General features: G+C 60.8%; 13 protein-coding genes and 2 tRNA genes. 12 read left to right on the top strand and 3 right to left on the bottom strand.

Translation table 11 applies throughout. The annotated features are described in order from the left end of the window. Positions 1 to 44 precede the first annotated feature (44 nt). Positions 45 to 398, bottom strand: coding sequence for an SUF system Fe-S cluster assembly protein (locus EP237_RS05935; RefSeq protein WP_071689805.1), 354 nt, complete (start codon positions 396 to 398; stop codon positions 45 to 47). Between the two features lie 273 nt (positions 399 to 671). Further along, positions 672 to 2,063, bottom strand: a complete 1,392-nt coding sequence (gene rimK / locus EP237_RS05930) for a 30S ribosomal protein S6--L-glutamate ligase (RefSeq protein ID WP_127559091.1) — start codon at positions 2,061 to 2,063, stop codon at positions 672 to 674. 73 nt (positions 2,064 to 2,136) lie between these two features. Between rimK and tgt the strand changes: the two genes are divergently transcribed. The 3 genes from tgt to lon all read left to right on the top strand — a co-directional run bounded on the left by tgt (position 2,137) and on the right by lon (position 7,519). Then, positions 2,137 to 3,267 (top strand): tRNA guanosine(34) transglycosylase Tgt, encoded by a 1,131-nt coding sequence (gene tgt / locus EP237_RS05925; RefSeq protein WP_127559407.1) that lies wholly within the window; start codon positions 2,137 to 2,139, stop codon positions 3,265 to 3,267. A gap of 89 nt (positions 3,268 to 3,356) precedes the next feature. Continuing rightward, positions 3,357 to 4,901, top strand: coding sequence for a hypothetical protein (locus tag EP237_RS05920; protein WP_127559089.1), 1,545 nt, complete (start codon positions 3,357 to 3,359; stop codon positions 4,899 to 4,901). 212 nt (positions 4,902 to 5,113) lie between these two features. Then, the gene (gene lon, locus EP237_RS05915) at positions 5,114 to 7,519 is read left to right on the top strand and encodes an endopeptidase La (RefSeq protein WP_127559087.1); all 2,406 of its coding nucleotides are present in this window, start codon (positions 5,114 to 5,116) and stop codon (positions 7,517 to 7,519) included. 324 nt (positions 7,520 to 7,843) lie between these two features. Here the strand turns inward: lon and EP237_RS05910 are convergent, their stop codons facing one another. Next, positions 7,844 to 8,056: a hypothetical protein gene (locus EP237_RS05910; protein WP_127559085.1), complete on the bottom strand. Its 213-nt coding sequence runs from the start codon at positions 8,054 to 8,056 to the stop codon at positions 7,844 to 7,846. A 237-nt stretch (positions 8,057 to 8,293) separates the two neighbouring features. Between EP237_RS05910 and EP237_RS05905 the strand changes: the two genes are divergently transcribed. From EP237_RS05905 to EP237_RS05865, 9 genes are all read left to right on the top strand, one after another. Continuing rightward, the gene (locus EP237_RS05905; protein WP_240661532.1) at positions 8,294 to 9,073 is read left to right on the top strand and encodes a polysaccharide deacetylase family protein; all 780 of its coding nucleotides are present in this window, start codon (positions 8,294 to 8,296) and stop codon (positions 9,071 to 9,073) included. A 184-nt stretch (positions 9,074 to 9,257) separates the two neighbouring features. Next, positions 9,258 to 9,521 carry an HU family DNA-binding protein gene (locus EP237_RS05900; RefSeq protein ID WP_164744630.1) on the top strand — a complete coding sequence of 88 codons (264 nt, stop codon included), beginning with the start codon at positions 9,258 to 9,260 and terminating at the stop codon, positions 9,519 to 9,521. Between the two features lie 51 nt (positions 9,522 to 9,572). Then, positions 9,573 to 9,647 (top strand) — tRNA-Val (locus EP237_RS05895). 81 nt (positions 9,648 to 9,728) lie between these two features. Next, positions 9,729 to 10,307 (top strand): histidine phosphatase family protein, encoded by a 579-nt coding sequence (locus tag EP237_RS05890; RefSeq protein ID WP_127559403.1) that lies wholly within the window; start codon positions 9,729 to 9,731, stop codon positions 10,305 to 10,307. A gap of 42 nt (positions 10,308 to 10,349) precedes the next feature. Continuing rightward, positions 10,350 to 10,425, top strand: a tRNA-Val gene (locus EP237_RS05885). Between the two features lie 92 nt (positions 10,426 to 10,517). Next, a complete protein-coding gene (locus EP237_RS05880) occupies positions 10,518 to 12,083 on the top strand; it encodes a DUF6538 domain-containing protein (RefSeq protein ID WP_127559081.1) in 1,566 nt (521 codons plus the stop codon). Positions 12,084 to 12,208: 125 nt separating this feature from the next. Then, positions 12,209 to 13,393, top strand: a complete 1,185-nt coding sequence (locus EP237_RS05875) for a phage portal protein (RefSeq protein WP_127559079.1) — start codon at positions 12,209 to 12,211, stop codon at positions 13,391 to 13,393. Continuing rightward, on the top strand, positions 13,390 to 13,755 hold the full coding sequence (locus tag EP237_RS05870) for a gene transfer agent family protein (RefSeq protein WP_127559077.1): 366 nt from the start codon (positions 13,390 to 13,392) through the stop codon (positions 13,753 to 13,755). The genes EP237_RS05875 and EP237_RS05870 overlap by 4 nt, the downstream gene beginning before the upstream one ends. Beyond that, a complete protein-coding gene (locus tag EP237_RS05865) occupies positions 13,752 to 15,323 on the top strand; it encodes a phage major capsid protein (RefSeq protein WP_127559075.1) in 1,572 nt (523 codons plus the stop codon). Before EP237_RS05870 ends, EP237_RS05865 begins: the two co-directional genes overlap by 4 nt. Position 15,324: the final 1 nt, after the last annotated feature.

The following is a 15,324-nucleotide window of genomic DNA, read 5'->3' as shown; positions in this document are numbered from 1 at the left end:
CCATAAGACTTGATATTCGAAAAATCAAGCCAAAAGACTTGATCTTACATGAAGCCCAGTTCCAGCCGGGCCTCGTCCGACATCATCTCCATTCCCCAGGGCGGGTCCCAGGTGATCTCGACATTCACCGTCTTGACCCCGGCCACCGGCAGGATTGCATCGGCCAGCCAACCCGGCATTTCGCCCGCCACGGGACAGCCCGGCGCGGTCAGGGTCATGGTCACTTCGACCTCGTTCTCGGCGCTGATCTCGACCGTGTAGACAAGGCCCAGGTCATAGATATTGACCGGGATTTCAGGGTCATAGACCGTGCGGCAGGCCTCGACGATCGCATCGTAGAGAGGATGATCGGTCGAAGAAGGTTTGATGAGGGGCGCGCCCTCCAGCTGCTCTTGCATTTGCGTGCCATCCGGCTTGGAAAACCAATTGTTGAGCAAAGATATAAGGAAAGCGCCCCCCAAGGTCCAGAGCCGCCGGCCAATCCCGCCCATTCATCTTGGTAAAAATACCTCCGCCGGAGGCATCCTGCCCTCACCACCATCACATCCGACCGGTTTGGACCGCAGGTCTCGCAGATGTTCCGTGGCAACGCGGCATGACGAGGCCTCCGGCGTCAGCCGGGGGTTGAGGAGGGCCGCCCATGGGTCGACGCCAAAGGCGGCGAAACACCCCTATTTTTCCTTGCGCTTGCGCGCAGGTGTCGGGCGCACCTTCTTCTCTATGGCATCGAACAGATGCGCGGCGATGTTCTTGCCGGTCGCCTTTTCCACGCCTTCGAAGCCGGGAGAGCTGTTGACTTCCAGCACCTTGGGACCGTCCGAGGCGCGCAACAGGTCCACCCCGGCCATCCCGAGGCCGAACACCCTGGCAGATCGCAGCGCCGCCTCCCGTTCCTCCTTGGTGATCCGCACCGCCTTTGCAGTCCCGCCCTGGTGCAGGTTGGACCGGAAATCATCCCCCGCCGCGCTGCGTTTCATTGCGGCAACCACCTTGCCGTCGATGACGAGGCAGCGAATGTCCTCGCCCGCGGCTTCCTTGACGAAATCCTGCACGAGAAAATTGGCCTTCAGACCGCGGAACGCGTCGATCACCGATTGCGCGGCCTTGCGGGTTTCCGCCAGCACCACGCCTTTGCCTTGCGTGCTTTCCAGAAGTTTCACGATCAGCGGCGCGGTGCCCACGAGGCCAATCAGGTTGCCGGTATCCTTGGGCGATGCCGCGAAGGCGGTGCGCGGCATCCCAATCCGGTGGCGGGCCAGCAATTGATGCGCATGGAGCTTGTCTCGGCTCGCCGTGATCCCCGCGCTGCCGTTCACGCAGAAGGTGCCGAGCGTTTCGAACTGGCGCAGCACGGCGGTGCCATAGGCGGTCACCGAGGCCCCGATGCGCGGGATCACCGCGTCATAGCGGGGCAGGCGGGCGCCGTCATAATGGACTTCCGGGGCCAGTGAATTGATCGCCATGTAGCAGCGCGTCGTGTCGATGACCTCGATTGTGTGTCCACGCTCCTCGCCCTCATCCACCAACCGGCGGGTGGAATAATTGTTCTCCCGGCTCAGCACGGCGATGCGCAGCGCGCGTTTCGGCGCCGAGGTCTTGACCTTGGCGGAGTGATAGACGTCGTAGCTCAGCAGCGGCTGACAACAGCTTTCCGTCGGGCTGACGATCCAGTCGGGCTGAAGCGCCTGCCGCCCCAACAGCATGCGATAGGCCATGTTGGTGCGGTCTGTCAGGGTCACCTCGATCGGGACGCTTTTCCCGCCGATATCCAGCTCGGTCTCGATCACATAGCGTTGTTCGGTCTCGCCATTGGACGAGGTCACCTCGCGCCGGTCCCGCAGCGGGGCGGAACAGGCGATGGTGATATCGGTGCGCCCGGGCACCGGATGCACGGCAAAGCGCACCTTCGGTTTGCTGGCCGAGCCGAAGGTTTCGATGTCGAAGGCGTGCAGCGCCGAGGTCTTGGCCCCGGTGTCGACCTTGGCTTTCAGCGCGGGCAGACCGAGGCCGGGAAGGCTCAGCCACTCTTCCCACCCAAGACGAAGAGACTCTTCTGCAGTCATTTCATGGGTCCTCTCTTGGCATCGCGAATATTTCGCCTATGACAGTCGCCTGTCCAAAGCAATGGGTGACGACATGACAGGCCGGTTTGACTTTTCGGTGACAGCGACCAGCAGCAAGGCCCGTCGGGGGGTGATTTCGACCCCGCGCGGGCAGATCCGGACGCCCGCCTTCATGCCCGTGGGCACGGCGGCGACGGTGAAAGCGATGATGCCAGACAGCGTGGCCGCGACGGGGGCCGACATCCTGCTTGGCAACACCTATCACCTGATGCTGCGCCCCACGGCAGAACGGATCGACCGGCTTGGCGGGCTTCATCGCTTCATGAACTGGGACAAGCCGATCCTGACCGACAGTGGCGGTTTCCAGGTCATGAGCCTCGCGGATCTGCGCAAGCTGACCGAAGAGGGTGTGACCTTCCGCAGCCATGTGGACGGCTCGCGCCACATGCTGACTCCGGAACGTTCGATGGAGATCCAGCGGCTTCTGGGCTCGGATATTGTCATGTGTTTCGACGAATGCCCTGCGCTGCCCGCCGACCGGGACCGGATCGCGGAGTCCATGCGCCTGTCGATGAGATGGGCCGCCCGCAGCCGCGAGGCGTTCGGTGACCGTCCGGGTCACGCGCTCTTTGGCATCATGCAAGGCGGGCTGGAACGCGACCTGCGGGAGGAAAGCGCCGAGGCGCTGAAAGCCATCGGGTTTGAGGGCTATGCCGTGGGCGGTCTGGCCGTGGGCGAGGGGCAGGAGGCGATGTTCACCTGTCTCGACTACGCGCCAGATTTCCTGCCCGCGGACAAGCCGCGCTACCTGATGGGCGTGGGCAAGCCCGATGATATCGTCGGCGCCGTCAAGCGCGGGATCGACATGATGGATTGCGTGCTGCCCTCACGCTCGGGCCGGACCGGGCAGGCCTTCACCCGGCGCGGCGTGGTCAACATCAAGAACGCCCGCCACCAGGACGACCCGCGCCCGCTGGACGAACACTGCACATGCCCCGCCTGCACCGGCTATTCCCGCGCCTATCTGCACCATGTCTTCCGCGCCAAGGAGATCATCAGCTCCATGCTGCTGACCTGGCACAACCTGCATTACTTCCAAGAGCTTATGCAGGACATGCGCGATGCAATCGAGGGCGATGACTTTGCAGGGTTTGAGGCCCGGTTCCATGCCGGGCGGGCCGAAGGCGACATTGAGCCGCTTTGACCGAGCTAACACCATCGCAGCTAGGGAGTGTTGGCCGGGCTATTCCACCATGCTAACGATCAGTGAACCGTACAGCCTGAGGGACGGGAATGGCAACAGATCGGGATGAAAGCATCCTTGAAACGCGCAGCGACAAGCTGTTGCCGGGGCTGACCCTTGCCCTGATCGGTCTGCTCTACCTGCTGACCTTCCCGCAGAATTTCACCGAAGGGGAGGACGCGGTCTATTACGTTGATCGCGTATCGGGTGGGGTGGCCCAGTGGCATCCGAACCACCTGATCTATGAGCCCCTGATGCAGGGCCTGACCGGCGTGGCGCAGGCGGTTTGGCCGGGGGCAACAGCGCTGGCGGTGATGCAGGTTGCCAGCCTCGTGGCGGCGTTGTGGGCGCTAGCCTTGGTGTGGAAAATTGCTCGTCTCGCGGGCGGTGGATTGTCGGGCGCGTCAGGGGCTGTGTGGCTGATGGGGGGCTGCTTCGCCTTCTGGCTTTACGGCATGTATCCCGACACCTACACGCTGCCCTTGCCCTTTGTCCTGGCCTCGTTTCTGGCCCTTTGGCAGGTCGGATGGGAAAAGTCCGGCCCCCGTGCTGTGATCCTGGCGGCGTTCCTGGCGGGCATCGCCACGCTTATCCACCAGAGCCATGTGTTTCTGGCGGTGCCTGCGCTGATCGTACTGATCTATACGCGCCGGATCGGGGCGGCGGTCTTGTGGCTGGCGGTGTTTGGCGCGGTGGTCGGGGCGTTCTATCTCTGGGCTGGGTGGGTCCTGCTGGGGCATCGGACGATCGCAGAGCTGATCCTCTGGGCCAAGGGCTATGCCGCTGACGGGCTTTGGACGCCGCTCTCGGTCCTGGCTCCGGTCAAGGCGTTGATCGGGCTTAGCACCGCGATCTGGTCGAGCCTGTTTCTCTTTGCCTCTCCAGATGCCGCAGGCTTGCTGGAGCGGGTGTTCGCGGGCCGTCAATTGGTCGAGGAAACCCATTTCGCGGCCACCGGCCTGGCGCTCGGGTTCTGGCCCTTGCTGCTGCTGACAATCGTGAGCGTTCTCGCCATCGGCGCATTGTCGGTCAGGGCCTTGCTGCGCAAGGGCAGGGCGCTGACGCCCGGCTTTGGGCCGCTTCTGGTTTTGCATGCGGGCACCTATGCGCTGGTCGCCACGATCTGGGAGCCCACTAACAAGGAGTTCTGGATCGTCGTGCTGCCGTTTCTGGCCCTGCTTGTTGTGCTTCGGTTGCCACCTGTCCGAGGCGTCCAGCGGGTGCTGCTGGCGGGCATCCTGGCCTTGTGGGTTGCCAATGGCGCGGGCGCGATGATGGGCTTTGCACGGGCAGACAGCGATTACTGGCGTGTCACCCATGCGGCGCTGCTGCAAGAGGTGCGTCCCGGCGATGTCGTCGTCGATGACTGCGGCTATATCTGCACGGGCTACCTGCTGCTGTTCTCTCCCGCAGAGCTGCTGCCCGCCGATGCGCTGGACCGGGCGGCTGACACCGGGCCGGGTCGCATCCTTCTGACCTCCCGTGCCATTGCGGCACTGGATGCGGAGCCGGGCGACAGTTGGGCCAGTCAAAGGGCGCTGCTGCAGCCTGTCTTCTCATCGGAGGCCCTGTCCCTTTCGGAACTGCCACGCTGACGGGCCGGTATGCGTCACATTTCCTTCATCTTGCTTCAGTTCGCGCCTTGCCCCTGCCTGCGCCGGGGTGCAGACTGCTTGCGACCCAAAGCCGGGATGACCTGTTGAAATCGGGCGGCTCTGCCCCCACTTTCAAGTGTCCCACCCGGAGAGGGCCGAGGGCTGCCGCATGACGGGGCCAGCGTCCTCTTGCCAAGAACAAGGAAGGCACCATGCCCGAGCAACATACAACCTATCCTGTCCTGCCGCTGCGCGACGTTGTCGTGTTCCCGCATATGATCGTGCCGCTGTTTGTCGGGCGCGAAAAATCGGTGCGCGCGCTGGAGGAGGTGATGCAGGATGACCGGCAGATCCTGCTGTCCAGCCAGATCGACCCGGCCGTGGATGACCCTGACACCGACGGCATCTACCGTACCGGCGTTCTGGCCAATGTGCTGCAATTGCTGAAACTGCCCGATGGCACGGTCAAGGTGCTGGTCGAGGGCCGCAATCGCGTGACAATCACCGGCTTTCTCGACAATCCCGAATTTTTCGAGGCCAGCGCCGAGGCCCTGGCCGAGGATGAGGGCGATGCAGAGGCCATCCAGGCGATGCTGACCCCGGTCGCGGAAGAATTCGAACGCTACGCCAAGATCAAGAAGAACATCCCCGAAGAGGCGCTGACCTCCGTCTCGGAAACCACCGATCCGGCCAAGCTGGCGGACCTTGTGTCCGGTCATCTGGGGATCGAGGTGGACCAGAAACAGGATCTTCTGGAAACGCTGTCCGTCTCGGACCGGCTGGAAAAGGTCTACGGGCTGATGCAGGGCGAAATGAGCGTCCTGAAGGTCGAAAAGAAGATCAAGACGCGCGTGAAATCCCAGATGGAGCGCACGCAGCGCGAGTATTACCTGAATGAGCAGATGAAGGCCATTCAGCGCGAGCTTGGCGACGGCGAAGAAGGCGCCAACGAGGTTGCGGAACTGGAAGAGCGGGTGGCCAATACCAAGCTGTCCAAGGAAGCCCGCGAAAAGGCCGATGCCGAGATCAAGAAGCTCAAGAACATGAGCCCGATGAGCGCCGAGGCGACCGTCGTGCGCAACTATCTCGACTGGATGCTGGCCATTCCGTGGGGCGTGAAGTCGCGTGTGAAAAAGGATCTGGGCCGCGCGCAGGGCGTGTTGGATGCCGATCACTACGGGCTGGAAAAGGTCAAGGAACGCATCGTCGAATATCTGGCCGTGCAGCAACGATCGAAGACGTTGAAAGGCCCGATCATGTGCCTTGTCGGCCCTCCGGGCGTCGGCAAGACCTCGCTTGGCAAATCGGTCGCCAAGGCCACGGGGCGCGAATTCATCCGCATCTCGCTTGGCGGCGTGCGCGATGAATCTGAGATCCGCGGCCACAGGCGGACCTATATAGGCTCCATGCCCGGCAAGATCATCCAGGCGCTGAAGAAGGCAAAGACCACCAACCCGCTGATTCTGCTCGATGAGATCGACAAGATGGGGCAGGATTTCCGGGGCGATCCCGCGTCGGCCATGCTGGAGGTGCTGGACCCGGAACAGAATTCGACCTTCGTGGACCATTATCTTGAGGTGGAATATGACCTGTCGAACGTCATGTTCCTGACCACGTCGAACAGCTACAACATGCCGGGGCCGCTTCTGGACCGGATGGAGATCATCCCGCTGGCGGGCTATACCGAGGACGAAAAGCGCGAGATCGCGCTGCGCCACCTACTGCCCAAGCAGACCAAGAACCACGGTCTGAAGGCCAAGGAGTTCGAGCTGACCGAGGACGGTCTGACCGACATAATCCGCTACTACACCCGCGAGGCGGGGGTGCGGAACCTGGAACGCGAGATCGCCAAGATCTGCCGCAAGGCGCTGACCAAGATCCTCAAGCGCGAGGTGGAAACGGTCCGCGTGACGCCGGACAATCTGGAAGACTTCCTGGGCGTGAAGCGGTTCAAGTTCGGGCTGGCGGAGAAAGACGATCAGATCGGCGTGGTGACCGGCCTGGCCTGGACCTCTGTCGGCGGCGATCTTCTGTCCATTGAGGCGCTGCGCCTGCCGGGCAAGGGCCGGATGAAGACCACGGGCAAACTGGGCGATGTGATGAAGGAATCCATCGACGCAGCGAGCTCCTTCGTGCGGTCCATCAGCCCGGCCATTGGGGTGAAACCGCCGAAATTCGACAAGATCGACATCCATGTGCATGTGCCGGAAGGCGCAACGCCCAAGGATGGCCCCTCTGCCGGTATCGCCATGGTGACCTCCATCGTGTCGGTGCTGACGCAGATCCCCGTGCGCAAGGATATCGCCATGACCGGCGAGGTGACCCTGCGTGGCAATGTGCTGCCGATTGGCGGGCTGAAGGAGAAACTGCTTGCGGCGTTGCGGGGCGGCATCAAGACGGTGCTGATCCCGGTGGACAACGAAAAGGATCTGCCCGAGATCCCCGATAACGTGAAGGAAGGTTTGGAGATCATCCCGGTCGCGCATGTGCGCGATGTGCTGGCCCATGCGCTTGTACGCACGCCCGAAGCGATTGACTGGGACGAGGAGGCCGAAGAAGCCGCCGCCGCCGCCGCGCAGGCCGCTGCGGGTGGTGGGGCAGGGGCAACCGCCCACTGACGGCTGATATATCCTGTCAACATTTCAGAACCCCGCCGATACGCTGTCGGCGGGGTTTTCTGTTCCGTGGCGGAGCCGGTGATAAAGAGCGCCATCAACGAGGACGCCGCGAAACAAATGAAAACACCAGCGTCACCGCTGGTGTTCCGTGCGTTCTGAATTATCGCTCACGACGGGTCTGTGTGCCGCCCTATCTGAACAACCGCGATGGCCATAAGCCTCGACTACGGCGTCGCTTCAGATATCGGCCTTTCAAACCCGCCGTCTGCAAGCCCGTCCGTTGCCCATCTGGGCCGTCAGCCGGGTTCGCTTTAGCGAGAGCGATCAGTTCGGCATATGGTAGCCACCGCCACCGGACGCGGCCATCAGCATCAGGATCATCGCAAGGATCGGAACCAGAATGCCGCCGTCGACGCCGGTGTTCATCGCGTCCTGAGACACGATCTCAACCGGCATGGTCGGTGTGGTCTCGTCGGCATAGGTCGCGGTCGCACTCAGCAAGGTGAGCGCTGTTGTTGCAGCCATCAGTTTTTTCATAGTCTTCCCCTTCAGAGCCATCGGCTCTTTCTTACCCCAAGGTTGTTGTTAACCGTAATCAATCACAATGCAGGTTCGCAAGGCAAGAACCCCCTGTGTCGCAAAGGCGACACAAGTGGGGCAGGTGACACCCTTTTGCAACGGATCGGTGCCCCATTGCTGTGACACAACTTGATTCGCAGCCGATTCGCGGGTTGCCTAGCCGAATTGCCTTAAACCGCCTTGCCTGGTGACATAATGAAAACCAACCTGACACGTCGCAGATTTGCCGGCTGCCTGACTGCCATATTGGCCAGCCCCGCCCTGATTGGCCGCGCAAATGCGCAGGCCCGGATGGATCTGACCATTCCCGAAGGGATCACACAGGGCGGTCCGACAACGATCACCCGGATTCCGACGGATCAGCCATTGGTCGCCATGACCTTTGATGACGGCCCGCACCAAACGCTGACTCCGCAACTGCTGGACATGCTGGCTGCGCGGAACATCCGCGCGACCTTCTACCTGATCGGTCGCCGCGTGGCGCTCTACCCGGAACTGACGCGGCGCATCGCGGCCGAGGGGCACGAGATCGGCAACCATACCTGGAATCATCCGCGCCTGACCTCGCTTGGCAATGAGGGGCTGCTGCGGGAACTGGATCGCACCACCGTCGCGATCAACGAAACCGTTGGCCGCCCGCCGGTCACCATGCGCCCGCCCTACGGCCTGCTGTCCATGCGTCAGCGCAACCTGATCTACGAGGCACGGCAACTGCCCACCATCCTGTGGTCGGTCGACCCCGAGGATTGGCGCCGTCCCGGCAGCTCGGTCGTGGCCAACCGCATTGTCAGCCGGTCGCATTCGGGTGCGGTGATTCTGGCCCATGACATCATCGGGGCCACGGTCCGCGCCATGCCTGCAGCGCTGGACGGGCTGATCGCTCGGGGCTATCGCTTCACGACCGTGTCCGAACTGATGGGCTGGCCCCGGTGGGACACCCGCAATATTCGGCTCGCCTCCAGCAGCGCGGGCTGAAAAAGGCCTGAACGCGGCTCTGGCGCATCGGCACATCGGTTGCTAGGCTGTTTCCACAGAAGCAACAAACTGCCGACAAGGGGGCCATATGTCAGCCGGAGAAATCGTGAGTCTCTCCTCTTCCGTGGATGCGAACAGCGAGACTGCCGAAACCACGGGCTCGGAAAAGCCCAAAGCCTACAAGATGCAGAACCTGATGCAGGCGATCGCCGATCAGTCCGACCTGAAGCGATCGGAACTGCGGGAGGCCGCTGGTCTGGTGTGCGAAGCGATCGGTCGGGCGCTCGACGACGGGCATGTGATTTCGCTGCCCGGGCTTGGTAAGATCATGCCGCGCAAGCGCGACAGCAAACCCTCCGGAGATCTGCTGACCGCGCGAATCAAGCTTATGAACAAGGGGGACAAACTGACCCCGACAGAGCCAGAGGACGATCCGGAAAAACCGTGATCTGGCCTCTTGCGCAGGTGCGAAAGCGCCGCTAAAAGACGGCCCCACGGCGGGTGATTAGCTCAGTGGTAGAGCGCTTCGTTCACATCGAAGATGTCAGGAGTTCAAATCTCTTATCACCCACCATTTTTCCTCCGAAAGGCGCCCGGTATCGCGGCGCCTTTTCGTTTTCTGTAGATCTGAGTGCACCGGAACACGGCGATGATCATGCAAGAGTTTCCAGAGCTTTGGGTGCTGCGCCATGGCGAGACCGAGTGGAACACCGAGGAACGCCTGCAAGGCCGGCTTGATTCCCCCCTGACCGCTGCGGGATTGCATCAGGCGCGCAGGCAAGGGCAGATTTTGACAGCTCACCTGCCCGGTCCGGTGCGGGTCATTTCCAGCGACGCCCCCCGCGCCCTGCGCACGGCAGAGATCGCCGTTGCGGGCTTGGGTTTGACAATAGAAACCGATCCGCGCCTGGCTGAGATCGACCTCGGCAGATGGCAAGGACGCACGGTGCAGGATCTGCGCGCGGACCATCCCGATATCGCCCGTGCGACCGACCCGCATCTGTGGAAATTCACCGCCCCCGGCGGCGAGACGCTCGGCCAGATGGCGGCGCGGGTTCAGGCGGTGCTGGAGGGGCTGACCGGCCCCACGGTTTTGGTCACCCACGGCGTCACGTCGCGCCTGCTGCGCTGTATCGTTCTTGGGCTGCCAATCACCGATCTGGCCTCGGTTCCGGGCGGGCAGGGGGTGGTTCACCACATCCGCGACGGCAAGGCGCAGATCCTGACCGCTTAGGGCTTGCGCCCCTTTTGGTCCCGCGCTATCAGAACCGCCGACGGGTCGTTAGCTCAGTTGGTAGAGCGCTTCGTTTACACCGAAGATGTCGGGAGTTCGAGCCTCTCACGACCCACCATCCTATCTCATTGATATCAAAGAAAACCCTTGCAAATAAGGGCCGTAGCCCGTTCAACGGTTACAGTTTTGGTTACAATCGGAGATTGGAAGATGGCAGGTAAAGTAAGGAACTTGGTGAATCGTTCCGGGCGATATCATGCACGGCTGGTGGTGCCGAAAGATCTTCGCGACATTGTAGGCAAAACTGAACTACGCACCCCGTTGGGCGGCGATTACAGGGAAGCGCTCAAGCTGCTACCCGGCGCTGTCGCGCAGTTGCAGCACAAGATTGCCTTGGCGGAGCGTAAGGCAGGGCAGGGGCGTCCACAGTCCGGACAAGCTCGCTATCCGCTTGCGCCAGATCAAATCGCCCTAAGTCACTACATGCAGCGCCTCGCCTTTGACGATGAGCTGCGCAATGATCCCCGTTATTCAGCGATTTCCATAGATGCTTCACTCGTAATTCGGCTCAGGGAAGCCATTGCCGGGCGGGCTACCGATGGGGAACTTGAAGCGCTTGTTGGCTTCGAGATCGCGCGATTTCGCGCCGCCGGTAACATCGACGCTGAAAAGGGCAGCATCAAATGGCGTGAGATCGCGCGTGCCCTCTGCCACGCCGAGTTAGAGGCGCTGGCAAGGGCGGCAGAGCGCGACGAAGGTGATTTCACTGGCACACCTACAGACCCGATCATTGTGAACGCTCAGCCCCCGGAAGAGCCGCAGAAGCGCGTGAGCTTAACGCGCCTTTGGGCTGATTACACCGCCATGCGGAAACAGGCGGGATTCATGCGTGATGGTGGAAGGCGTCAAGCCGTTGCCATCACAAGCCTGCGCAAGTTTCTCAAGCATGATGACGCGCGCAAGATCACCAGAAAAGACTTGCTGGCTTGGCGTGACAACCTGATGAAAACCCTGTCTGCGAAAACCGTAAGCGACGTCTACCTTTCCACGATCCGGACATTGCTTGGTTGGGCGGTAGAACAAGACCACCTGCCAGAAAATCCAGCGGCAACCGTGAAACAGCCCAAGCCTAGAAAGGTGCATAACCGTGAGCGCGGCTACACCCACGCGGAAGCGGTGAAAGTGTTGCGGGCATCGCGCGTCTATGAACCGCACGAAGATGAACACGGCTACATTCGTGAAAAGCCGCAACTGGTTGCGGCAAAGCGATGGGTTCCGATCATTTGCGCCTTCACCGGGGCGCGTGTGACAGAGATCACGCAGCTACGGAAAGAGGATTTTCGGCAAGAGGATGGGCGTTGGATCGTTCGTATTACACCCGATGCAGGGGCGGTTAAGGCAGGTGGCTACAGGGATGTTCCGTTGCATTCGCAAATTCTCGACGAGGGGTTCGGAGACTTTCTTCGCGATGCGAATGCAGGACCGCTCTTTCACAATGGCGTCGGACCCGAAAGCTACATTCGAAAGTCAAAGCAGATTTCAAATCAGATCGGCGATTGGCTGCGCTTGAAGAACCTTCGACCGGATGGGTTGCAACCGAACCACGCATGGCGGCACAGGTTCAAGACGCTATGCCTCGAACTCGCGATTTCTGATCGTGTCATGGACGCCATTCAGGGCCATGCTGGCAGGACAGCCGGTGACAGTTATGGTGATGTGACGCTCAAGGCGAAGATTGACGCGATTGCGAAACTGCCTCGATATGACCTGAGCTAAGCGAGCGACATGGGAGGAATTGCGAAAGAAAATTACACAAACCCTCCCATAATGGTAATTTTAATGTTACTACATTTCTAGAATTATGATAATGTCTGTGCAGTTTTCACCTGTGTGGACCGTCAATGTCATTTTTCGACCGCCTGTTTGGTAAGCCCGAAACCAAAGCGCTCAGTCTGACCGATCCCGGTATCGAAGACCTGTTCGGCGTTCTGCCAACAGCGTCCGGTATCGCTGTCTCGGCACGAACCGCATTGCGCGTTCCTGCCGTGGCCTGTGCCGTAGGTCTGATCAGCGAAACAACCGGCAACCTGCCCGCCAAGCTGTTCTTGCGCGCCACCAAGGAAACCAAGACCGATCACCCGGCCCACAAGCTGATCCATGAAGAGGCAAACGAGTGGACAAGCGGCGAAGAGCTGCGCACCCAGCTCACCCTAGACGCCCTTCTGACTGGAAACGGCTATGCACATGTGGTGCGCCTGAATGATGGCACCCCCTTCGAACTGCACCGCCTGGACCCTGCCAAGGTGCGCGCAGACCAGAAGGATGATGGCGAACCCTTTTACATGGTCGAAATGTCCGGCGGCACCCGCCGCTTTGTCTATCAGGACATTCTACATATCAGCCCGTTTGGCGAAACATCCCCGATCACCCTTGGCCGCGAAGCGATTGCCCTGGCCGTTGCTTTCGAACAGCACGTTGCCAACCTGTTCAAGAATGGCGGAAGGCCATCCGGCATCATCAAATCCGAAAAATCTCTGGACGTTCCGGCCAAGCAAAAGATCGCGGCCTCTTGGTTCAAGACCCACGGCGGCTCCAATTCTGGTGGCACGGCCATTCTTGACGAGGGTATGGGCTATGACCCGCTCAGCCTGACCCTTGTGGATGCACAGTTCGCCGAAAACCGGCTTGAGCAAATTCATGAAATCGCACGCGTGTTCCGCGTCCCGCCTACGCTCTTGTTTGAGCTGAGCCGTGGAACGTGGAGCAACACCGAACAGATGATGCGCCAGTTTCTGACGTTAACCCTCTCGCCTTGGCTCAAGAACTGGGCATGGGCCTATTCCCGGTGCCTTCTGACACCGGAAGAGCGGAAGAGCTTGTATATCGAATTTGTCACCGACGACCTGCTGACCATCGACCACGCGACCCGTGCAACTGCCTATGGGCAGTATCGAGCGATGAACGCCATGACAGGGAACGAGGTGCGCGCAGGCCTCAACCTGCCACCCCATCCGGACGGCGACAGACTGGACAACCCTCATATCACCACGCCGGACAATTCGGCCCCTGAGGATGAAGCCGCATGATTCAACACGATTCATTCTTTGGCGACGGCACCCACGCCTTTGCCCTGACAGATCCTATGATCGCAGAGCTTGAACGCGTTACTGGCATGGGTATCGGTGCCCTCTATCAACGCACGGTAGCTATGCAGTTCCACAATGCGCACCTTGTCGAGATCATCAGGCTAGGTCTGATCGGCGGCGGGATGGCCCCGGAACAGGCGCTGCACCTGACTGAGACTTACGCCAAGAACCGCCCCTTTGAAGAAATCGTGCCGCTTGCCTTGGATATCCTTGATGCGCGCTGGACCGGCAAGGGCACCCCCGTCACCGATGCGGCTCAATCTGGCGACCTGTCTGCGGCACTCTCGGAGGAAACCGCATGACTCAGGTTCTGGAATTCAAAGCTGCGCTGGACGTGTCCGAAACTGGCGAAATCACCGGCACAGCGTGGCCGTTCGGTATCCCCGACCGGGTTGGCGACGTAATCGAGAAAGGGGCGATTTCCTGCCCTAAGACCCTGCCGATGCTCTGGTCTCACAATCAGGCAGAGGTAATCGGCGTCTGGAATGAAATCGCGGAAACAGACGCCGGTATCACCGTCAAGGGCAAGCTCTTGGTCGATGACGTGCCGCGTGCCCGTGAGGTCCGCGCCATGATCAGGGCACAGGCTGTCACCGGTCTGAGCATCGGCTTTGTCACGAAATCCTCCACACCCCGCGCCAAGGGCCGCACGATCACGGCCTTGGATCTTCACGAAATCTCAGTTGTTGCCGTCCCGTGTCATCCGGGCGCGCAGATTACTTCGCTCAAATCTGATGACACACCCAACCCCCGTAAGGAACAAAGCATGAATCCCGAAGAAGTCGAAGCAATGATTGCAGCCGCAATCGCAGGCATTCCGGCCAATGATGCGCCAGAAGCTGACACCAAAGCGTTCGAAGAGATCAAAGCGCGCCTGGACAAAATGGAAGCCAAGGCCAACCGGCCCCAAGGAGTCCATATCGCCACCGGCGCTGAAACCGAACGGAAGGCCTATGAAAACTTCCTGCGGCGCGGTGCAGAGCGTATCAGCCCGGAAGAGATCAAGGCCCTGACCGTGGCAACCGATGCGAACGGCGGCTATCTGGCACCGGAAGAATTCGGCTCCGAGCTGATCAAGCTGTTGAACGAATTCTCGCCCATCCGCAAATACGCCAAGGTGGTGAACATCTCAGCCCCCGAGATCACCTACCCCCGGCGCGTCACCGGCACCGCTGCAACGTGGGTGACGGAAACCGGAAACCGCACTGCATCCGGCATGACTTTCGAACAGGTGAAAGTGACCCCGCATGAGCTGGCCACGTTCACAGACGTGTCGAACGCCCTCTTGGAAGACAACGCCTACAATCTCGAAGGCGAGCTGCTGTCCGATTTTGCTGAATCGTTCTCCAAGACTGAAGGGCTGGCATTCGTCAAAGGCACCGGCACCAACCAGCCCACCGGGGTTATGACCGCCGCAGACATTGCCGAGATCAAGACCGGCGTTGCGGCCAACTTCCCGGCTTCGAATCCTGCGGACGTGATCATTGCCATGTATCACAAGATCCCCACCACCCATGCGCAGGCCGGTGTGTGGATGATGAACCGGAACACTCTTGCTGTCATTCGGCAGTGGAAAGACGGCAATGGCCGCTATCTGGTTCTGGACCCGATCAGCGAAGGCGCACCTTCGACCCTTCTGGGCCGTCCGGTGGTCGAAATGCCGGATATGGATGACATCGGCGCTGGTCTGTTCCCCATCCTGTTCGGCGATATGTCCGGTTACCGGATCGTGGATCGCATCGGCCTGACCACGTTGCGTGACCCTTACAGCCTCGCTGCCAATGGTCAGGTGCGCTTCCATGCCCGGAAGCGGGTAGGGGCCGACCTGACCCATCCGGATCGCTTCATCAAGCTCAAGGTATCCGCATAAT

It is taken from the genome of Nioella ostreopsis, assembly GCF_004000255.1.
Lineage (GTDB): Bacteria > Pseudomonadota > Alphaproteobacteria > Rhodobacterales > Rhodobacteraceae > Nioella > Nioella ostreopsis.
This window is presented reverse-complemented; position numbering and strand designations above follow the sequence as displayed.